19 protein-coding genes and 1 tRNA gene are annotated in these 21,512 nt (G+C 49.2%); 10 read left to right on the top strand and 10 right to left on the bottom strand.

From position 1 onward, the window contains the following. Window positions 1-57: 57 nt before the first annotated feature. From FSU_RS13415 to FSU_RS13380, 8 genes are all read right to left on the bottom strand, one after another. Window positions 58-2,625, bottom strand: coding sequence for an ATP-dependent Clp protease ATP-binding subunit (locus FSU_RS13415; RefSeq protein ID WP_014546918.1), 2,568 nt, complete (start codon window positions 2,623-2,625; stop codon window positions 58-60). A 493-nt stretch (window positions 2,626-3,118) separates the two neighbouring features. After that, window positions 3,119-4,519, bottom strand: coding sequence for a TldD/PmbA family protein (locus tag FSU_RS13410; protein WP_014546917.1), 1,401 nt, complete (start codon window positions 4,517-4,519; stop codon window positions 3,119-3,121). Between the two features lies 1 nt (window position 4,520). Continuing rightward, window positions 4,521-5,312 carry an imidazole glycerol phosphate synthase subunit HisF gene (gene hisF, locus FSU_RS13405; protein ID WP_014546916.1) on the bottom strand — a complete coding sequence of 264 codons (792 nt, stop codon included), beginning with the start codon at window positions 5,310-5,312 and terminating at the stop codon, window positions 4,521-4,523. A gap of 90 nt (window positions 5,313-5,402) precedes the next feature. Further along, a complete protein-coding gene (trxA, locus tag FSU_RS13400; protein ID WP_014546915.1) occupies window positions 5,403-5,726 on the bottom strand; it encodes a thioredoxin in 324 nt (107 codons plus the stop codon). Window positions 5,727-5,906: 180 nt separating this feature from the next. Continuing rightward, entirely contained in the window at window positions 5,907-6,668 is a 762-nt protein-coding gene (locus FSU_RS13395; RefSeq protein ID WP_014546914.1) for an RsmB/NOP family class I SAM-dependent RNA methyltransferase, read from the bottom strand. A gap of 469 nt (window positions 6,669-7,137) precedes the next feature. After that, window positions 7,138-7,208: transfer RNA gene (locus FSU_RS13390), tRNA-Gln, on the bottom strand. Window positions 7,209-7,264: 56 nt separating this feature from the next. Further along, window positions 7,265-8,668, bottom strand: a complete 1,404-nt coding sequence (locus FSU_RS13385; protein WP_014546912.1) for a carboxypeptidase-like regulatory domain-containing protein — start codon at window positions 8,666-8,668, stop codon at window positions 7,265-7,267. Beyond that, window positions 8,655-9,524, bottom strand: coding sequence for a TIGR02147 family protein (locus tag FSU_RS13380; RefSeq protein ID WP_015732247.1), 870 nt, complete (start codon window positions 9,522-9,524; stop codon window positions 8,655-8,657). Before FSU_RS13380 ends, FSU_RS13385 begins: the two co-directional genes overlap by 14 nt. A gap of 605 nt (window positions 9,525-10,129) precedes the next feature. On the opposite strand from FSU_RS13380, the gene FSU_RS13375 reads away from it, so the two are divergent. The 3 genes from FSU_RS13375 to FSU_RS13365 all read left to right on the top strand — a co-directional run bounded on the left by FSU_RS13375 (window position 10,130) and on the right by FSU_RS13365 (window position 12,297). Next, window positions 10,130-10,906 (top strand): alpha/beta hydrolase, encoded by a 777-nt coding sequence (locus FSU_RS13375; RefSeq protein WP_014546910.1) that lies wholly within the window; start codon window positions 10,130-10,132, stop codon window positions 10,904-10,906. 193 nt (window positions 10,907-11,099) lie between these two features. Further along, window positions 11,100-11,837 (top strand): hypothetical protein, encoded by a 738-nt coding sequence (locus FSU_RS13370; protein WP_014546909.1) that lies wholly within the window; start codon window positions 11,100-11,102, stop codon window positions 11,835-11,837. 28 nt (window positions 11,838-11,865) lie between these two features. Further along, the gene (locus FSU_RS13365) at window positions 11,866-12,297 is read left to right on the top strand and encodes a hypothetical protein (RefSeq protein ID WP_014546908.1); all 432 of its coding nucleotides are present in this window, start codon (window positions 11,866-11,868) and stop codon (window positions 12,295-12,297) included. 9 nt (window positions 12,298-12,306) lie between these two features. Here FSU_RS13365 and FSU_RS13360 read toward each other — a convergent pair whose 3' ends face one another. After that, window positions 12,307-13,026, bottom strand: coding sequence for a UDP-2,3-diacylglucosamine diphosphatase (locus tag FSU_RS13360; RefSeq protein WP_014546907.1), 720 nt, complete (start codon window positions 13,024-13,026; stop codon window positions 12,307-12,309). Window positions 13,027-13,078: 52 nt separating this feature from the next. Here FSU_RS13360 and FSU_RS13355 point away from each other — a divergent pair, with 52 nt between their 5' ends. From FSU_RS13355 to lnt, 3 genes are all read left to right on the top strand, one after another. Further along, window positions 13,079-13,645, top strand: coding sequence for a hypothetical protein (locus FSU_RS13355; RefSeq protein ID WP_014546906.1), 567 nt, complete (start codon window positions 13,079-13,081; stop codon window positions 13,643-13,645). A 133-nt stretch (window positions 13,646-13,778) separates the two neighbouring features. Next, the gene (gene rsmI, locus FSU_RS13350; protein WP_014546905.1) at window positions 13,779-14,462 is read left to right on the top strand and encodes a 16S rRNA (cytidine(1402)-2'-O)-methyltransferase; all 684 of its coding nucleotides are present in this window, start codon (window positions 13,779-13,781) and stop codon (window positions 14,460-14,462) included. A 153-nt stretch (window positions 14,463-14,615) separates the two neighbouring features. Then, window positions 14,616-16,559 carry an apolipoprotein N-acyltransferase gene (lnt, locus tag FSU_RS13345; RefSeq protein WP_015732245.1) on the top strand — a complete coding sequence of 648 codons (1,944 nt, stop codon included), beginning with the start codon at window positions 14,616-14,618 and terminating at the stop codon, window positions 16,557-16,559. A 106-nt stretch (window positions 16,560-16,665) separates the two neighbouring features. On the opposite strand, the gene FSU_RS13340 is transcribed toward lnt, so the two are convergent. After that, window positions 16,666-17,304 carry an alpha/beta fold hydrolase gene (locus FSU_RS13340; protein WP_015732244.1) on the bottom strand — a complete coding sequence of 213 codons (639 nt, stop codon included), beginning with the start codon at window positions 17,302-17,304 and terminating at the stop codon, window positions 16,666-16,668. 251 nt (window positions 17,305-17,555) lie between these two features. On the opposite strand from FSU_RS13340, the gene FSU_RS13335 reads away from it, so the two are divergent. The 4 genes from FSU_RS13335 (at window position 17,556) to FSU_RS13320 (ending at window position 21,438) form a co-directional block, all read left to right on the top strand. Next, window positions 17,556-18,623, top strand: coding sequence for a hypothetical protein (locus FSU_RS13335; protein WP_014546902.1), 1,068 nt, complete (start codon window positions 17,556-17,558; stop codon window positions 18,621-18,623). A gap of 2 nt (window positions 18,624-18,625) precedes the next feature. Further along, window positions 18,626-19,840 (top strand): hypothetical protein, encoded by a 1,215-nt coding sequence (locus tag FSU_RS13330; protein ID WP_014546901.1) that lies wholly within the window; start codon window positions 18,626-18,628, stop codon window positions 19,838-19,840. Window positions 19,841-19,938: 98 nt separating this feature from the next. Continuing rightward, on the top strand, window positions 19,939-20,736 hold the full coding sequence (locus FSU_RS13325; RefSeq protein ID WP_014546900.1) for a TPM domain-containing protein: 798 nt from the start codon (window positions 19,939-19,941) through the stop codon (window positions 20,734-20,736). A 15-nt stretch (window positions 20,737-20,751) separates the two neighbouring features. Beyond that, the gene (locus tag FSU_RS13320) at window positions 20,752-21,438 is read left to right on the top strand and encodes a hypothetical protein (RefSeq protein WP_014546899.1); all 687 of its coding nucleotides are present in this window, start codon (window positions 20,752-20,754) and stop codon (window positions 21,436-21,438) included. Window positions 21,439-21,512: the final 74 nt, after the last annotated feature.

Here is a 21,512-nt window from a genome sequence, read left to right as displayed (position 1 = left end):
GTAATGTTCTAAGTTCTAAGTTCTAAGTTCTAAGTTCTAAGCTCTAACCACTAATCACTATTTCACTACAAACATTCCGTCCTTGTAGTCCACGACGGCGGGCTTTGCTGCACTCACGGTTCCCGAGAGTATCGCGTGGCTCAACGGACGTTCTATGTTGCGTTCGATGTAACGCTGAATCGGGCGAGCACCGAATTCCGGCTGGTAAGCCCCTTCCGCAATCGCATCAAGAGCCGCATCCGAAAGCGTAAGCACCAAGTCCTGACGGGCAGCGCGGTTCGCCAAATCTGCAAATTTGAGTTTCACGATTTCGCGAATTTGCTTCTTCGAGAGGCTCTGGAATACAAGCACTTCGTCCAAGCGGTTCAAGAATTCCGGGCGGAAGAACGCATGCAAGTCGGCTTCGACATCCGCAAGCGCAACCTGCGGCGGTTCACCGTTCTTGGCGTTAGCCGCACTCAGGCGGAACTTCTCGGCACCCAAGTTCGAGGTCATCAAAATCAAGGTGTTCTTGAAGTTCACCGTACGGCCCTTGCCGTCCGTCAAACGACCGTCATCGAGCACCTGCAACAGCGTATTGAACACGTCCGGGTGCGCCTTCTCGATTTCATCGAGCAAAATCACGCAGTACGGATGCGTACGCACAGCTTCGGTCAGCTGGCCGCCTTCTTCGTAGCCCACGTATCCCGGAGGAGCACCAATCAAACGGCTTACGCTATGCTTTTCCATGTATTCGCTCATGTCGATACGGACAAGTGCGTTTTCGCTATCGAAAAGTTCCACAGCCAAAGCCTTTGCAAGTTCCGTCTTACCCACGCCCGTCGGGCCCAAGAAGAGGAAGCTTCCAATCGGCGCATTTTCACGGGAGAGGCCGCTACGGTTACGCAAAATCGCTTCGGACACGGCTTCAACAGCTTCGTCCTGGCCAATCACACGGGCATGCAGACGTTCGTCCAAGTGCAACAACTTTGCCTTTTCGCCTTCGCAAAGCTTTGTCACCGGAATGCCCGTCCAACGGCTCACCACAAGCGCAATCGTCTCTTCGGTCACTTCTTCGCTCAAGCCGCCTTCTTCGGCACTCTTGCGGAGCGCTTCGGTCTTTTGCGCCAGTTCCTTTTCAATGTTTACGATCTTATTGTACTTGAGTTCTGCAGCGCGGTTCAAGTCGTAACGGGCTTCAGCCTGTTCCATCTCGTCCTTTGCAGCCTTCAAAGCTTTCTTCAAGTCCTGAACTTCGGCAAATGCGGCACGGCGATCTTGCCAGCGTTCCTGCATCTGCTTGACGGCAGCATCAGTCACAGCAAGGTCTTCACGGAGTTCTTTCAAGCGCTTGACGCTCGCTTCGTCCGTTTCCTTCGAAAGCGCCTGTTCCTCAATCTTCATCTGGAGTTCCTTACGCTGTAAGGTATCGAGCGCTTCCGGAACCGTGTCCATCTGCGTTTTCACAAGGCTTGCCGCCTCGTCAATCAAGTCAATCGCCTTATCCGGGAGGAACCTATCACTGATGTAACGGTTCGAAAGTTTCACAGCAGCGACGAGCGCGTTATCGTGCAGACGCACGCCATGGTGCGCATCAAAGCCATCCTTAATGCCACGCAAGATGGAAATAGCTTCGTCTTCACTCGGTTCAGAGACCTGCACCGGCTGGAAACGACGTTCCAAAGCGGAATCCTTTTCGATGTACTTGCGGTATTCCTGAGTCGTCGTCGCACCAATACAATGGAGTTCGCCACGAGCGAGCTTCGGCTTAAGCATATTGCCAAGGTCCATCGAGCCTTCGGTCTTACCTGCACCCACAATGTTGTGGAGTTCGTCGATGAACATAAGCGTGTTGCCATCTTCTTCGATAGCATCAATCACAGATTTGAGACGTTCTTCAAAGTCGCCACGGTATTTTGCACCCGCCATCAAGGCTGACAAATCAAGCGCAAAGACCTTCTTGCCCTTCAACGCATCCGGCACGTCGCCACGGTAAATACGTTCGGCAAGGCCTTCGACAATAGCCGTCTTACCCACGCCCGGTTCACCGACCAAGCAAGGGTTGTTCTTTGTCTTACGGCTCAAAATCAAAATCACACGACGGATTTCTTCTTCACGGCCAATCACCGGCGAGAGCTTTCCATCAGCCGCCATTTCCACGAGTTCACGACCGTAGAGTTTCAGCGGAGACTGTTCCTCGGCGTTCGCGGCTCCCGCAAACGGGTCCGAAAGCCAAGTTTCCACCACTTCGGTCGAACCAAGCGCATCTTCAAAAACCTTGGCAAGTCCACGGTCGCCCGAGAACTTCATCAACGCCACGAGCAAATCGCCCGGCGTTACCATACGGCTGACCTGACGAGCCGCCTGCACAGCGGCACGCAAAATGCGGTTCAAGTCGCTATCCGGTTCAACATCCGGGTTCACGCCTTCCATGCGCGGGATTTTCTGCACAAACGGTTCCAAACGGCCTCGGAGTTCGTTCGGCTTGACGCCCTTGGACTTATAAAGTTTCTTCAGGGTTGCATCAGGGCCTTCAACAAGGCCAACGGCCAAATGTGCCGCACCCAGGTAGGAGTGCGAACAGCGGTCGCGCAAGCTTTGCGCCTTGGCCAAGACCTTTTCTGCATCGTTAGTAAAATCTGACATAATAGACCTTCTTTCTTTTTTTACGCCTTACCCTATGCAAATGGCGTGCCAAAACGCCCCTAGCTCCCCAAAATCGCGATTTTCAGCGAAAAAACGGCAATTCAAGCCGTTCCAAGTCCCCACCCTATTCAAAAAATAACACGCCAGCGTTTCAAAAGCAACGATTCAAAGGATTTTTTTGAAACAGATTTTATAGGCGTTGTAAGTGTTGTTGCCTGTTGTAAGTGTTGTAAACCTTTACATCGGAAATGTACCAAAAAACACCACTAATACTCCAATTTAAACTATTTTATGGATACAAAACCAAACATCCCATACACCAAAACAACGGCACCTCTCACGAGATGCCGTTGTTTCTTTTTTACATGGTTTTCTTGTTTTATTCGAAATGGTTTTGTACTTTACTCGTGACAACCCATAATACTCCAAAGCCCTCTTGCGAGGGCTTTTCCATTTTCATGGGAGTTAACACTTTTATCAAAAGAAAGCGCGGCTATCGTCCACCGACTAGGATTTGATCGACCTTAATGGAGGGCTGCCCGACAGTCACCGGCACATGCCCAGAGGAGGCTCCACAAACGCCTGCCGCCTGCTCAAAGTCTGTACCGACCATGCTAATGCGCGGCATGATTTCGTGGCCTTTACCGATAAGCGTTGCACCGCGGACCGGTTCGCAAATCTTGCCATTACGAATGACGTAACCTTCATCGACTGCAAAGTTGAATTCACCCGTCGCCGGGTTCACAGAACCGCCTGCCATGCGGGCCGCATAGAGTCCGTTATCCACGCTTGCAATCATGGAATCAAGCGTATCCTTGCCCGGAGCGATAAACGTATTGCGCATACGGCTTACAGGTGCGTACTTGTAGCTTTCACGGCGAGCACTTCCGGTGCGTTCCACACCCACTTCCATAGCGCCCACACGGTCGCTCATGTACGTTTTCAGGATGCCGTTTTCAATAAGCGTCGTACGCTGCGTCGGCGTTCCTTCGTCATCGTACTTGAGGCTACCCCACACGCCATCCATCGTGCCATCGTCAATGGCAGTCAAGCAAGGCTGGCCAATCGCTTCACCAAGCTTTCCGCAGAACGGGCTTGCATTGCGACGGATAGATTCTGTCTCCAGCGGATGGCCGCATGCTTCGTGGAAAATCACGCCGCCAAAGCCATTGCCCATCACGACCGGCATCTGGCCACCAGTGATGTAACCGGCATCGAGCATGCGCAGCACGCGCTCGCCACATTCCGTTGCCAAAGCTTCTGGAGAATAGTTTGCTAAAAGTTCATAACCGCCAAGAGCGCCCGGGGCTTCGTGCGTCGTCAAGCGTTCCGTACCGTCCGTTGCCGTCACGTTCACGTTCACACGCAAGCGGCCACGAGTCATTTCCAGATGCAAGCCTTCGCTATTCAAAAGAGAAATCGAAGTGCAGCTGTCGGTTACGCTGGCGCCCACCTGAGCAATCTTCGGCGAGAGCGCACGGGCCGCCTTGTCTGCACGGAACAAGAAGTCCTGCTTAATAGCTTGGCCGAGCACGCGCGGATCCTGGTAAGCGCCAAAATTATAATCGCAAATGCGCTTTTCCGGTGCAAATTCAAACGGCCTTGCAGCCGAGCCTTCCGCCCCCGCTGCGGCGGCAATGCGCCCGAACGCAAGCGTCTTCACAAGCTTCACGAGAGCTTCTTCGCTATCGTCACTCGTGAACCCGTACAGGACTTCCGTCCCGTACAAAAGGCGAACGCCGATACCGTACTCGGTACCCGCGGTCGCCGTTTCAATCTGGCGGTCCTTCAAGCCGAGGCTTGAACTGCGGGTTTCTTCTTCAAAAATTTCAACAAAGTCAGCCCCGGCACTCTTGCCGGCTTCAAAAATCTTGACGGCAACTTCCGGATTCATCTTACACCTCGCCGTTCATCTTCTTGCGCACCGGGATTCCGGCAGCAAGCATTTCGCCCTTGATACCAGGGACCGTATAATCGCCAAAATGCACCATCGACGCGACCAGAGCCGCATCGGCACTCGTCTTGCGGAACAAGTCTACGATATGCGCCGGCGTTCCGGCACCGCCACTAGCAATCACAGGCACTTGCACAGCCTTTGCAATCATGTCGGTAATCGTGAGTTCGTAACCATTCTTGACGCCATCGGTGTCAATAGAGTTCAAGCAGATTTCGCCAACGCCGAGTTCCTCGGCGCGCTTTGCCCACTGCAAAGCGTCAATGCCCATCGCCTGACGACCACCGCGAATAAACACTTCGTAACCGCTCGGAATCTTGTCCGAAACGCCCACGAACTTCGCATCCATGCCAAGCACGATGCACTGGCGTCCAAACGCCTTTGCGCCTTCGGCAATGATTTCCGGATGCAACACAGCAAGGCTGTTCACGCTCACCTTTTCGGCCCCTGCGAGGAGCGCTTCGTGCATGTCGTCCAAGTTACGGATACCGCCACCCACTGCAAACGGGATAAACACGCGCTTTGCAATCTGGCGAATCATTTCCATGTCGCATGGGCGGTTCTCGGCACTCGCCGTGATATCATAAAAAACAAGTTCATCGACACCTTCATCGCTATAGCGTGCGCCCATTTCTACGGGATCGCCAATGTCGATATTACCTTTAAACTTTACACCCTTCGTGACCTTGCGGTTACGGACATCCAAGCAGACAATTAAACGTTTCGTGAGCATATTCCAAATGTAGAAAACTGGCAAAAGCCGTCAACAACAAAGAGCCCGGCACATCAAACCGAGCTCTTTCAAACGCATTTTTCCAAGCGATTAGAGATTGTTTTCGATGGCGTTCTTGAGCGTGTTCTTCGGCACAGCACCGACGACGTTACCCACTTCGACACCGTTTTTGAACAACTTCATGTTCGGGATGTTCGTGATGCCAAAACGAGCGCAAATGTCCGAAACACCTTCGTCATCGACGTTGATCTTCGCGATAATAGCACGACCGTCAAATTCGTTGGAAAGGTCTTCGATCACCGGACCCATCATCATGCACGGACGGCACCAGGTTGCCCAAAAGTCAACAAGCACAAGCTGACCCGAAGAAATAACTTTGTCAAAGGATTCTGCAGTAAGATTCAAAGCTGCCATAAAAAAATTCTCCTATTTACCGATAGCAATATAGCAATTATTAGTATTTAGTGATTTGTGGTTAGTGATTAGTAGGCAGAACTTAGCCCGCTTCGCTCTTAGAACTTAGTTATTTTCTTTTAGAGCAAAAGGAGTGTTCTAAGTTCTAAGTTCTAAGTTCTAAGTTCTAAGTTCTAAGTTCTAACACACCTTCCTCATCTTCGCGCAATAGATGGGGCCACAGCCATGAGCCTTGTCCGGCAAAATATGGACGCCGAGTTCCGTGCGGTCCGCACCCTCCGGCAAGTCCTCTATTCGAACAAATTCCATCATCTTGCGTTTCTTCAAGATTTTAGCGACTACGGCATCGTTTTCGAGAGGCGAAAGCGCACAAGTTCCGTAAATCAATTCGCCCCCCGGCCTAAGAGCATCCACCGCCGAGGCAAGGAGCGACCCCTGTTCCACCGACAACCGTTTCACGCGCTTCACCGACCAAACTTCCAGATGCGAAGGCGAATTCAACACATGCCTATCCGAAGAGCACGGTGCATCAAGCAAAATGCGGTCGTAGCATTCTTTCTTATGCATGCCGAACTTCACGCCATCGTAGCCCGAGACGTTGATAATCGAACGCCAGGACTCCGGCAAGGAATTTTCGAGCACATGCTGCAAGCGGAGACGCCTATCCGGCGAGCGGTCGTTGCACTGGAGCGAACCTTCGCCCTTGAGCATAGAAGCTATCACAAGCGATTTGCCACCCGGAGCGGCGCACATGTCGAGCACGTCCATTCCCGGTTCTACAGCAAGAGCCTTAGCAGCAAATACCGAGGCCTCGTCCAAAAAGTACGGTTCCAAGGCATCATCAAACTGTAGCTTCGTGGCGCAGCCCTCGCCCTTCAGCGATTCAAGCAACGTAGGCCAGCGTTCGCCATAAACCTCTTCAAAGTAATCAAAAAATTCCATGACACAAATTTAGTCATTAGTCAATAGTTCTTAGTCATTGACTCTCCAAACTCAATAAAAATGCCCTTTAAAAACCGACAAATCAGCCAGCACAAACAAACTAAATCATCTGTAAAAATCCAATTTTTTGAAAAATGCCCCAATTTACGTGAAACTAAATCCATATCATCAAATTTTCACGTAATATTTTAACTTTATCTGTAATATTTTTTGATTTTTCCCAAATTTAGCCCATACTCAAGTGTTTTCTTCAGTAAAAACATTACAAAACACCCGCAAAAAGCACCCTCTTTATTCAATTTCGCTTAATTTATATACAAAATTACGTAAATTTCCGCATTTTTCCCTAATTTTTCACGTAAAAAACGCACTTTTTCCAAATTTCGCACATCCGGCGGCATCTCGAGGCATTCTGCCGCCGCATAAAACAAAAAACTCTCTGCTCAGGAGTAAGAGCAAAGAGTTTTAGTTGAGCTACCAGGATTCGAACCTAGACAAACAGAGTCAGAATCTGTTGTGCTACCGTTACACCATAGCTCATCAGTGCGCACCAATTTTAGAAAATAATTTTCACTTTTGCAAGGGGTAATTGAAAATTATTTTTCAGTTTGTAAAGTTGGTGGCTCAAAAGTCATCCATTGCTGGTCCAAAGTATCGTTTTTGGGCAGTTGCACATGTGCAATTCGCACATAATCATCAAGCGCCACATCAGCTTCCTGAAGAGTCTTCACCACCTTCGGGTCGCCCGAGTAAAGAACGATATCATGGCCACCAGCCGGAAGGTCTGCGATACGCAACATGTTGCAAGTCACTTCTCTCACAAAATGGCTTGTGCCTTTCAGCCCCACAACAACGCTATTCACCATAGACATGCAGTTCGTGGTTTTTGTCGTATCGGCATCGTCAATGGCAAGCAGCACGCCACTCACCAGCACAGACGGCTTCACAAGAGTCGTATCGCCGATATTGAGTGTATCCTTCAAGCCCTTGATTTCAGAAGCGCGAACATAGCGGCTGACACCAGCCAAAGCCACAGTGCCATCCTCGTCCAACAAGCGGTATTCCATGCGGAGGCTGTCATACGGAACTTTTTCCGGAGCGGGCATCACCCAGCGACCAGAATCATCCGTCACCGTCTGCATCACAAAGCCGACAGAATCACCTTCAACAAAGTCAAAGCCGTACAAGTCCGTAATCATCTGCACTTGGACTTTCGGACAAACGCTATCCTTGCACATCACAGTACCAGACAAATAAGGCTTTGCCCTCTTCTTTTCTTCAAGCTTGATCAACGAATCGACTTCCATCGTCGGGCTCCAGATAAACGGTCCCTTAGAAATCGTATCACCAGACTTCACTTCGCCATCCATGCTCCATGTACGATAAATTAACGTATCGGCAACACCGGAATCGGCAAGTCGAGCCACAATCTGCGGATCGCCCGGGCAGAACCCAAGCCACCATTCACCGGCAGGGATAAGCATAGAGAACGAATCTCCGGCAAACACGCTCTGTGAGAACGGAGTGCCAGGCATGTAGACCTTAAAGTGAGACCCAACTGCCATCGAAGGTTCGACCATGTCTTCATAATAAAGCACACTGCTGAACACGGCAGCTTTTTCAAGCTTGATGCTATCCAAAGCACCAGCATTCTTTGTTGCACGCGGCTGGTACGAGATTTCCTTGTACTCTGCATCAACAACGGCAAGCTGGAACGTATCCGCAAATACGGAATCAAACGAGAACACGCCCTGCGAGTCCGTTACAGTCTCAATATATTCAGATTCAGTAAGGGTATCGCCTACACCCGGTTCACGAGCCACACGGACCATAGCCGAAACAGCGGCCGAACCATCAGTGCGAGTCACGACACCGCTAAGCGCAATCGTGTTGCCTGTATCGGTAACAGTACCAGCAACACCGCTATTTTCGCTCGTGCAAGCGAACATGCAAGCGCACACTGCCACAAGCAGTCCTACATACGTCTTAGCAAATTTCATGTCCGTCCTCCTCGACATCCGTCTCTGGTGGAAGATTCATTTTTTCCTTGCTCAGCGGGAAGAACTGGATGTTCAATTCGCAAACCATGGATTCGCCCTCATCCGAGCGAACAATATCCACAATCTCCTTACGGAACAAATCAATCTTGCTGATGATTCGTTCCAATCCCTGCGCCGACACACTCATCGTCATACAAGATACATTTCTGCGTTCGGTACTGTAGTGATCCAGCGCATCTTTGCCCAAATCAATCATCTGTTTCTGGAATTGATGAACGAAAAGCGGGGCGATTTCACTGCCATTCGTAATTGCCTTGTTTACGGAATGGTAGAATCCATCTTCGCCGAGCTCGATAAGTCCCAGATTGAGAAGGAGCTGGATAGTCTGCTTTGCCTGCGGGAGGGAAATTTTCGGGTTCAAGAAAAGCGCGAGTTCCTGAATGTTCTTGTCGTTGATCTTCAAGACGGCAAGAGCTTCGCGCGCCACGACGTAATACCACTTGCTGTAGTATTCCTGCTGGTTCTTGGTCAGGTTCTTGATGGTGCGCGGGAGGAGTGCCGACATCTGGTCGAAGATCTGCTGCTTCGAAGAAGCTGTCGTCGCATGCGTGAAATCCACCATCAAGGTGAAGTAGCGGCCTTCCCTTTCGTTGAGTCCGAGAGCTTCAATAAACTTCGGAATCATCTGCTGGGTAAGTGACTTACGACCGCGAATCAAATCCAGATACAAACCAGACGAGGAATAGCCAGCCTTCTTTGCAAAAGACCGGTACGAGAAATACCTCTGCACGGACTTACGGTAATCGTAGTAGTCCTGGAGGTACTTTCGATAATTGTAGTAGGCATATACGTTCATCAAAAAGAAATCTAATTTTTTTTGAGATTTTTGGGAACACCTGTTTTTGAAAATAACCCGTAAAAAAGCCCTATTCCATTCTAAAAACGACAAAAAAGAACACCTTGGGAACACTTTTTGTTTTTTAGGTGATACGCTTTCAAAAAAAATTGCTTAATTTAAAGGAACACCCAATCCCATCCCTCGGACTTCCGGTTGTACTCCACCGGAAGTCCTTTTGTGTTATAGGCCTACGGCCGTATAACGCCAAATGCTGCGGCTCGGATATAGGGGTGCGAGCACCCCTGCATCTCTCGCCTTACGCATTTGTGTTTTTTGCCCACTCCATCCTCTTTCACATCTCTCGCCATAGGCGTTTTTGCGTTATAAATCAGCGGCTCTCGGCTTACACATTTGTGTTTTGGGGCGGCTCGTCATGCTGAGCGCAGCGAAGCATCCAGTTATTTTTCAAGAACTAGACTTTACTGGATCCTTCCGCTTTCAGCGTCAGGATGACGATGATGCTGTCTTCGCTGAACCATTCTCACAAAAAGGGGACAGAATAACAGCTTTTTTCTAAATTCTCAACAACCAATAACTATTGACGAACGACCACGAACAAACCCATGAAAATAAAAGAACTTGCCTTGGGAACACTGAGCCGAATTTTACGTTACGCGGGAATCATCATCCTTATATATATCAGCATGGTATTTTACCTCGCCTTAACCGAACGCCGTAACGCATTCCCCCGTGCAATCACGCACAACGAAGCCCGCGAAGCCATTACAAATAAGGCAAGAGCCATCAACTGTACCCTCGATGACGGCACCAAGCTTGAAGGTTTCGTTGTCGGAAACGAACAGAATAACGTCATCCTTTACTACCCCGATGCTGACGAAGACGCCGCCCAGTTCCTCGCCGAACTCGACAGCCTCCCCGGCTACGCCGCCGCGACATTCAACTACCGTGGCAGCGGTGAAAACAAGGGAACACCGTCACAGGAAACGTTCGAATCCGACGCCCAGATGATTTACGAATGTGCTTCACAGATAAACGGCAAAGCCCCGAAAGTCGTTGCAGGTCGCGGAACAGGCGCCATTTTAGCGACAAAAATGGTCAAAAAGGAGAATATTATACTTTTGATTGATCCTGTCTGGAGTATCGCCGACGCCATTTCCGACAAATACCGTCTCCTTTACCCAAAATTTCTTGTTCGTGCAGACGTAAAGATCGAAAAAAAGGACATTTCCACCTCAAATAACATAGAGATTCTATCAGACAGGGCCCGTTTTAGTGACAGAAATCACAAAATCATACAAGATTTTGAAGGCATTAATTTATCAAAGCGAGGCTCAAAGCCCCTATCTGAAGCAATTTTGGGCGTGATCAACCGCAAATAAAGAAAAAAAGTTTTCATTTGTTGCAACATTTTACATTTTTATTATTATTTTTTATACAACAAATGTTATTGGTTACGAAAAAACTATTTTTATCCTTTACTCATGCTTTTTTCGTGAAAATCTTTGACATTTGGGAATAAAGTTTTTATTTTATCGTCAATCAAAAACAAACAAAAAAACAAAAGAGGTGTAAATGGAAAACGTAATTGTTAAAATGGACGTCCGTGGTTTCATCAGATTCCCGGAAGAAGCAGTCAAGGCTCTCAAGCTCGACAAGCTCGCCACTCAGACAAAGACCGAAGATGGTCGTACCGTTGATGTTGGTCCTTATGTAGATGTCGAAGTCGACCCGGTTGGCAAGCGCGTGGCTATCACGCCGATTAAGACCCCGAAGTCCACTTCTTTCCGTTTCATCAACGGTATTGTCGGTTCCAAGTCCAAGTTCCTTTATTTCAAGGGCGCTTTCAATGCCATCGGTCTCCAGGTTGCAACCGGTGCTTACACTCTCGTCAAGGAAGGCAACAAGTATGTCTTCACCGCCAAGGGCGCAAAGAAGAAGGGCGAATGGACGACTCTCGCCTGCCGTAACGCAGTGGGCAACAAGACCATGCTCTCCATTGACACCCGTGGTACCATCATTTTTGACCACAACACCAAGAATGCTTTGAATACCAAGGAAAACAAGACGATGGTTGCAGAATACAATGCAGCCAAGAAGACCTTCAAGCTCACTTTCAGCAAGAACAAGGGCTTCATCAACGTCCGTACCATTGCTAGCCACGCCAATGCTTCCTTCATGGGTACGCTTTCTTCTCACGGCATCGCACTTCCGCTCAAGAGCTTCCGTACTGAAAGCCAGGTCGACAAGAACGTCCTCACGTTCAGCGTCGCTGCTCTCGTTGCTCAGCAGAAGGCTGCAAAGAAGAAGTAATCTCCCAAAGTTCTAGAGGTACGATAAAATGATTGAAGTCTTCAAAGTATTTTATCCGACCCATTACAACTTCGCAGCACTCACTATATTATTAGTCCTGCTTTTAATATACCTGCTGACGAAGAAGAACTTCAAGTGGAGCATCATCACCTTAGTCCTGCTTGTGGCGTTTAACGTGGCTATCTACAAGCGCACCGCAGACAGGACTTGGACAATCACCATTGAACCGGAACAATCGTCCGATCCTTACTATACCCCGCAGGCTCAGAAAATGACCTTCTCGGTACACAAGAACTGGACAATCACCGATGAAAAAGGCGAAGTCCACCACTGGTGCTGGGTTGAAGAGTATTGGCAGGAATTTGCAAGCATAGACCTCGTCGCAAAGCTCTGGGGTGAAAACTCCAGCAAGAAGATGGTTCAGTCCACAGAAGGTCGCGCTAGCGAAACCGGCGAATAACAAGCTCCGCTAAATTGAAACCAATTTCAGTCCGCCATTCTCCAAGCAGAGGATGGCGGGCTTTTTTATAAACTCGCCTGGGGATGCCACAATGCCGTTTGGCGTGTTCCAGATGCCCGATATATGGTGGTGTCCGTGGATGCAGTAATCGCATTTTTCCTTTTTCAGCATGCGATCACCCCATTCAATATACTCCTCAAGCTTAAGCGTACGGGTTTCTCCGTATTTACGACTATTACGCCCGACAAAGCGGGCTAGCCCCATTCCCCAATCCGGGTGGATTTGCTTGAAAAGGAACCGGTTCAGAGGAAAATCCAAAACACGCCGCATAAAGCGGTAGCCGCGATCGGATTTCGGCACGCCATCACCATGCGTGAAGAACAAACGCTTTCCCTGAATTTCCAGAATCAGCGATTTATGGACCGCCACGCCCAGATGCTTCGGGAAAAAATCCTCGTACGCAAAGTCGTGATTCCCCTGCAAAAGATGGACTTCGACTCCAGATTCCACAAGTTCAGCAAAAGCACGATACAATTCAAAATGCGCAGAAGCCACATAATAATTGTATTCGTACCAAAATTCAAAAAGGTCGCCAACAATGACGACATGGCTCGCCTTGCCCTTCCAAGATGATAAAAGCTGGATCAATTTCTGTTCCCTACCAGGGACAGCTCCCGGCGGGTCGATTCCCAAATGAGCATCACTAATAAAATAAGCAGGCAATTCCATAGACACAATCTAAATAAAATCAGAGCCGTTCGTTTTTTTATATCTTTGAGATATGCGCTCCATCGTCAAATTTTCATGTCTAGCTATCGCTTTTGCAGCCATTCTCTCCGGGTGCTCCATGAATCTCACGCAAGGCGACCTCGAAGGGATCCCGCTAACTGAAGAAAATTACAGTTTCTTCGGGAACATTCCCTTTATATATGGGGGCGATTCGCTAGAACTCTCGCAAGATTTGCTCCGGGCCTACACCAAAGCTGCAAGTGAAAAAGAGTTTTCACGAGAATCCTGCCGTGGAGAGGCAACCATCAAGGCGACAGTCCATCAGAACGAACCGAACTCCGCCTGGAACATTGGAGTCCTCATTCCGCTGTGGCCCATCCTCCCCGTCAATGAATCCTGGACATACGAACTATCGGCACGCATCTTTTGCAACGGAACGCTCGTACGCCATGTGGAATTCATTGAGCAGCAAGACATTAACGCCATTTTATACGGGCGACTCCGCACAGACCTCGTGAACAAGGCGTCCAATGAAATGCACCGCAAGCTAGTGCAGCGCTTGGCATTTGAACTCAACGGGAACAGACTCACAGATTTGAACAGCGTGAGTGATTATTAGCGGCTTCGCCGCAGTTGGCTGAACTTAGCCCGCTTCGCTCTTAGAACTTAGTTGGCAGAACTTAGAGGAAAAAGCAAAGTTCTAAGCTCTAAGTTCTAAGCTCTAAGTTCTATTTACTATTTTATAGAGCAATATGCATACTTTATACATCGTAGCGACTCCCATCGGGAACATGGAAGATATCACCTACCGCGCTGTGCGCATTCTTAAGGAAGTTCCCCTCGTCCTTGCCGAAGACACCCGCCATTCGAGAATTCTCTTTGACAATTACGGCATCACGACGCCCATGGAAGCCTACCATGACTTCAACAAAGAAAAGGTCACACCCAAGTACGTTGACTTTTTGAAGAACACCGGCGACATCGCTCTCGTCAGCGATGCGGGAACGCCCGGCGTTGCAGACCCAGCATTCAACCTTGTGCGAGAATGCGTCCGCGAAGGCATTGATGTCCGCGCCATCCCGGGTCCGTGCGCGATGATTACTGCACTCGTCTCTTGCGGCATGCCGACCGACCACTTTACGTTCCAGTATTTCTCTCCCAAGAAGAGCGCCCAGCGCATCCACTTGCTCGAGAAATTGAAAGACGAAGAAGCGACGCAGATTTTCTACGCGAGCCCGCACAACATCGACAAGTTCGTTGAAGAAATCAAGCTTGTCTTTGGCGATATCAAGATTGCGTTAATGCGCGAGCTCACCAAGAAGTTCGAGGAACACCTCATCGGAACGCCGACGGAAATTTCCGCGCACTTCAAATCGCACCCGCCTAAAGGCGAATTCGTACTCGTGTTCAATCCCCAAGATAAAAGCGGACTGTGAGATTCGGGCATGAGGTCGAGCTTCGCTCTCTGAGCACGCTACGCTTTCGGCTATGAGCAAATTCTAAAAAGCACTCAACCTCACAATCCCATACCAGACAACCTCAAAGCGAAGCGACCCCAAAGGCGCAACGCGCCGACCCCATAGCTAAAAATGACTTCTAATCAAATTTTAAATAAACTGAAGACTCTTCCGCGAGCGTACAAGGTTTACGTTTCGGTTCTAGTGGCGATTGAATTTGTACTGTTCCTGTTGCGTCCTGATACGCCTGGGCTTTACCTGCAACGCCCACAGCTTTTGCCCATCGCTGCTGCCATCCCATTTTTGTTCTTCAAGAACGCACGCCGTCCGTTTGCACGGTTCATGAACACATACGGCATTATCGTCTTTGCGTTCCTTGCGTTGGATTACCTTACACGCAGCCATGCCGGGCTTTTCCAGATTGTCACAACGTTCATCCCGATGACGCTTTACTGGTTTGCATTGTTCATCCGCTGGAACGTCAAGCTATTTAAGCAAAAAGAAGCACGCATCGCAATCGCCTTAGCAGTAATTTCCTGGGGATTTCTCGCATTTGCATTCCCGCCGTTGCCTCTTGGCCCTGCCACTCTCGTTTTACTTGTGCCGTGGTTCATCATGCTCAACAAGTACAATCGCGAGACCGCCGTCTTTGCGACGTTCTGGGCGAGCATGGTCTACAACACCATCAATTACTATTGGATCCGCAATGTGATGAATGTCGAGACAGCACCTTCGGGACTTATCTTCCTTGGGCTCATTCTCCTCATCGCCTACTTAAGCTTGTTCAACGTCCTCGCCGCATTTGCTTACTCTACCGCAAAGAATTTAAAGATTAAAGGCAAAGCGTACTTACTCGTACTCTTCCCCGTTTTCTTTGCATCAATCGAAATGTTCCGCACGCACGGTGATTTTGCTTTCCCGTGGAACCACCTCGGTTACACATTCGGCAATCACCTTGAACTGATCCAAGCGCTTTCCATCATTGGCGTTTTCGGCTACACAATCCTGATCGTCACCTCGAACCAAGTTGTCGCTTACGCATTCTTGCAGAAAGGCCGCAAGAAGCTCGCACTCTTTGCTGTTCCGTTCGTGATTTTCATGACACTTTTGATTCACGGCTCTTGCGTGCTTTCATCACCAGAAGCCGCTCCGTACTACAACGCAAGCGCACCTGAAAATCCATCCATCGCGATGGTACAACCAAGCATTGCCCAAGGCGCCAAGTGGAGCAAAGCCCGTTTTGATTCCATTATCACAAAGACATTCAACATGGCTTTGGACAGCGTTCAACCAGGCACCAACCTGATCCTCCTCGCCGAAACTGCCATCCCAGACCACATCCGCAGACAGCCTTTAGTCCAAAGACGTTTGCACCAGATGGCCGACATGAGAAACTCTAGCATTCTCACGGGTGCGCTTGACTACAAGCGCGTCTCGGACGACATCAACAACCCGCGCCGGTTTGAAATCTACAACGCAGCATTCCTCTTTACTCCAGGCAATTCCGATTTTCCGCAACGCTATATCAAGAAACATCTCGTTCCTTTTAGCGAGCGCATTCCCTTTGACGACGTGTTTCCCATCTTGAATTACGTGGACCTCGGTGAAGGCGACTTTGTTCCCGGAAAGGAAACGCCCGTTTACGGCCCTTACAACTGGACGCCATACATCTGCTACGACGCCATCTTCGGAGACCTTATCCGAGAAGCAATTCGTGCAGGCTCCCGCCTGATGGTGAACATTACAAACGACGGCTGGTTCGGCCGCAGCACCGCTCCATTCCAGCACCTGAACATCGTGCGCCATTTGGCCGTCACATACGGTTATCCGGTGGCACGCCTTGCTAACAGCGGTGTATCGGCATTCATTGACCAGTACGGACACTACGACCAGAACACCGGAATTTTTGAGACGCGCGTCATCCAAAGAAAAATGCCCCTCAAGACGAGGAGCACCTTCTACACTTCTGTCGGTGAATTTGTCGAAACCGCACTGCTCTGGTTCTTTGCGATTTACCTTGTCGCACTATTTGCGGTCGCAAAGCTCAAAAAGTTTAATTACAAGAAGCTAGATTAAGCTATGGGGTCGTGCTTCGCACTCTCAGGTCGCTTCGCTCTGAGCTTTTGAGCTATAGCCCATAGCCCAAAGGAGCTTTAGCCCCGAGCCCATCCCCCCACACCTCTTAAAGCAACAGCATCGGTGGCCAGTGGCCGGCTTTGGGGCGTTCCTTGAATTCGGCTTTAGGCAAGAATTCCTTGAGCTTCAACGTCCATTCCGGTTGAACAGTCGCATCCAGTCGCCCATAAAGCACCTGGATATTCTCGCTGTTCGGGATTACAGATTCCACCTTGTGCGATGCCAGGTACATCAAGCCTTTGGCAAGCGATTCGGCATCGTACTTCTTGGCTTCATCAAACCAGTCGTCCTGCCAGTCGCCAAAATCATCCTCAAAGAGCTCCATGAAAGCTTTGAGGGCAGGTTCCGTGGTCGTTTCAAGCTGGTGAGCCATAAAGTGCAGGTTCGGAACGGTCCAGTTGCCTATTTCATCGCAAAAATCTGCATACGGTGAAAGCAAGATCCACTTTTGTCCCTTTTGCGGACCCGCCGTTGAGCACATCAGCGATAGCGCACCAAGTCCCCAGGCTACCACCGTAGAGGCCTTCTTGAACTCCGGAATTTCCTCCGGCTTTTCTAAATACTCAGCCAACTGGCTGTACTGCACATAATTATGGTTTGCTGAAGGAGCTACGTCCATCAGATCGTCTTCCCAAATCCCGAGATTTGAGGCCCAGTCGGGCAACCAGATCCATTTTTCGCTCATATTCAACCTCACTCATGTGAAGGACCTACAAAAACACACTCCAAACTACATAATTGTTGATAAATTTTCCATTACCAGCAATTCTTTTTAATAAACGTAGTCTTATAGATATATATATCCAAATTTCGCTTTGATAGCAACTCTTAAAAAAAGTATTTTACAAATCGTATTATTTGTTTACTTCTGAACACAAAACATTGTATATTATCTGTATACAAAATGTAGGAAACCTTTAAAGAGATACTTGTAACATGAGACACTTGATTCCATCTCTCTGCTTAGCACTCCTCCTGGCCGAAACAGCCTGTTCTGCGCCTCACGCCGTAAAACAAAATGATTCAGATGCACGCCAAAAAAACGCAGCCACCCGCCAAAGAGCAGAAAGCGCCTATAACGAACTCGACGGATTTGCCTCTACCACAAATTCTGCTGTAAAATCAACCGCAACGGCACCTACGGCATTTAACGCAAGCGCTCCGACGAAGGCTGTAAGTCAAAAAGCCGCCGCTGCAGCAGAAGCCACTACAGAAACTTATGCCACAGCAAGCGCCATCCAGGATGTCGGGACTCCGATTATCATGGTCTCTCCCAACTTGACCCTCAAGGACGGCGTTCCAGACCTCTCTAGCGAAAGCCCGTACTCTCGCACAACGGCAGAAGCCATTAATAGCTATCTCACCAAGAAGAATTACGAGGTCAAGTCTGTAAACGGCCAGGCCGAACTGACCAGCATCCTCCAGATGCAGAGCGACATCGCCAACACCGAAGATGATTTGTCTTATCTCGCGGGAATTGCTCTCGATGCAGACATCTATATCAAATACACCCCAGAAGTGACGAATGACGAAGTCTCTGTTGAAGTTTCCGCTTACGAGACATCGACGGCACGCCTCCTCGGTTCGCAGACCTCCGTCGTCCGTAACAACGGCCATACTTCCAAAATCAACATCAATTCAAACATCGGTGCCGCAGTCCGCAAGGCAATGCCCGGACTTGAACAGAAAATTCTCGGCTACTGGAAGATGGACTTCGCCAAGGGGACTCAGTACAAGGTCGTCGTGAACATCAAGGGCGAATACTCCGATAGCCAGACCGAAGACTTGCACGATGCCATCATGAAGGGACTCAAGAGCAACTTTAGCTCTGTGAAAGTAAACGTGATGACCGCCAAGACACTTGACTTTGTCATCTACGCCAACCCCTTGAAGTACAAGGATTCCCAGGAAGTCTACACCAAGATTAGACAGATCCTGAAACCGATTGCAGAAACCAAGAAAAACAACATCACTCGTAAGTTGATTTTGATGGAGCTGAACTAGTAATGAATATCAGAAGCCTTATCCTTTGTGCGTGTCTTGCTGTAATCCCGGCGATGGCAGGGAAAATCGTCACCTACACCGCCACCTCCACAGTATCGCAAGAAGATGCGAACAATACAGCCATGGCAGGCGTCGCAAAGCAGATCAAGTCCCAAGTTAGCGCCACTCAAACTCTGACCAAGTACGAAGACATCAACGATGGCAAGAGCGTCCTCGGTGAAACGTACAGGTCCAAGAGCAATGTCAAGAGCAACGTCGTCTTGAAAGGCGTCAAGGTGACTCCTGTAAAAGTGGATAAAGGCTTCAAGGCTACCGCAACTCTCGACATGGACGAGTTTACGGCAAGCCTCCAATTCCGTTTAAAGACTTTAAAGCAAGAAATTGCAAAGCTTGAAAAGTCATCCAGAAAGGCAATTGATACCCGCGTTTATATCAATGCGGCTAACGATTTGGAAAAGGCGGAAGACAAGGTCAACGAATACAATTTCTACTTGCTCCAACTCGCCGATATCTATCCGCTCAACGACAGCCACCGTTTGGAACACGGACTTCCGGAAATTGAAAAGTTGCTCATCGAAAGGCTTTCGAATATCACGATTACAACGACAACAGAACCGAACTTTGAATTGACCAAGGCCGAAATGCCTTCCTGGAATGTCGTTGTCAAGGACTCCATCGGCCCTGTGCCAAGCTTCCCGCTTGTCGCTCGCCAGAGCAAGACGCTTTCGGAACGACGCACGCAGAAGAATGGAATCGCTACGTTCAAGTTACGCAACGTGAACTACGAAAAAGGCCCATACGTGATTATCGTGGAACCGAACTTCCCGCTTGAAATTTTAAAAAAAGCAGGTTTGAAGAACGCTCTTGAAGTTCCTTACCGCGTGAAGCTTTCCCGTTGTGAAGTCAAGCTAAACTGCGACATGATTGCAAACGCTTGCAGCGCTCTTGAAAATGCTCTTTCTAAAAAATCCATCTTTGCTACAGACGATGAAGAAATTGCAGCACCGGAGCTCAGCGTAGAAATTGAAAACACCTTTAGAGGCAGGCTCGGGTTCATTTCGTCTTTTGACTTTACCATCTCTATCAAGGGCGACAAGGTCAACTTTTTCACAACGGCAAAAGGTGTCGGCAAGAATGAAGTTGATGCAACCATCAGCGCTATCAAGAAGACGGACTTTAGCCCTCTCCAGAAGCAGCTGTTGCCGCTCTGCAAGTAGGCGCCGGAGGCGCAGTTGGTAGAACTTAGACCGCTGCGCTCTTAGAACTTAGATAACTTTATTATCTTTACGAAGCCGCGGCAAAGCGGCTTTTTTCTATGCAAAAAAGAATTTTATCAATACTGTTCATTCTGTTGCTCGCCATCCCGGTTGCGGCAGGTTTTAAAGTGAACAAGGCGGGGCTCCCCAAGCGCCCGCAGAACAGTTACGTGTACGATGAAGACCGCTTGATTTCAAAACAAGAGGTGCAGTTCATCAACACGCTTTCTGAAGAGCTTTACAAGAAGGCGGGCTTTGGACTTGCTGTCGCACTCATCCATGACATCGGCTTTGCTGACTTTAGAGATTACGCATTGAACATCGCCGAAAGCTGGGGCATTGGTGGCAAATCGAACGAAGGCGTCCTGATTTTTGCGGCGATGAAGCAGCATAAGCGCAGTGTTGAAGTCGGCTATGGTGCCGAAGGTTACTTGCCCGATGTACTCGTGGAACGACTCCAGCAAAAGACGATTGTCCCGGCTTTCAGAGTTGAAAAGTACGGCCAAGGCGTGATGCAGCTTGCCTGGGAAATTGCACAAGTCGTTGCCAAGGAAAAAGGAATCACTCTTGAGGTCAACACTGACCAGCTCCCGCAAGAAGATGATAACTGGTTGGACGGACTCTCTCTCCTTATTTTCGTGATTCTGTTCCTGCTCGTCGCGAAGAATGGCGGCGGTCGCGGAAACGGATGCCTTTGGTTCTTGCTTGGGAACGCCCTCAGCAACAGCAGTCGTGGCCACCACCGCGGTGGTTTTGGCGGTGGCTTTGGGAGCGGAGGAGGCGGCTTTGGCGGCGGTTTCGGCGGTGGATTTGGTGGAGGCCACTTTGGCGGTGGCGGCTCCGGCGGAAGCTGGTAATTTAGAGGTTCCTTTATGAGAAAGATTTTAAGCGTTGCAGAATTTCAGAATTCGGAATGGCCGAAGCTCTTTGAAGAAGCGCTCGGCGACAATCTCATTTCAGCATTCGTTCATGGCGATTGCCTTATGGAAGGATTTTCTGCGCTGGAATCCCCGTGGACTGTGAGCTTTATTTTAAAGTCCAACTCCGTCGAAGACATGCTCCCCTTGCAGAAGCTCACAGCAAAAGCAAAGCACGAAAATATCGTGTTCAACCACGTGTTCAGCCGTTTTGAAATCAAGTCTTCGCAGGACGTGTTCCCGCTAGAATTCTTGCACATCAAGAGCAAGAACGTGACGCTGTGCGGCGAAGCGCCGCTTGCAGATTTCAGCCCGAACCTCGCGGAACTGCGCATCGAATGCGAACGCGAACTGCGTGGACTGCTCGTACATTTGCGCCGTGCATTTCTTTACCTCAAGGAAGACCGTAATCCGCACGGGATTTACGTGCGTTCTGCAACGACACTCCTCCCCTTGCTTTACGGTGTCTATTACCTTTCAACAGGCAATTACCCCGAGAGTCACGAACAAGTTTACGAAATGTTCCCGGGCGTGCGCATCCCTAATATGACCAATGACAACAACGTGATTGTGTCAAACATCAACAAGTACATCGAAGCCGTTACCACAATCGTCAATCAAGTCGATGCGATGAAGGTTTAATTAAAAGGAAATTCCCGGGCGAGCCGGGAATAATAAAATTTTTGATTTTACAGAATAAACTCTTTCGTCTCTCG

This window comes from Fibrobacter succinogenes subsp. succinogenes S85 (genome assembly GCF_000146505.1).
In the GTDB taxonomy this organism is placed as follows: Bacteria; Fibrobacterota; Fibrobacteria; order Fibrobacterales; family Fibrobacteraceae; genus Fibrobacter; species Fibrobacter succinogenes.
This window is presented reverse-complemented; position numbering and strand designations above follow the sequence as displayed.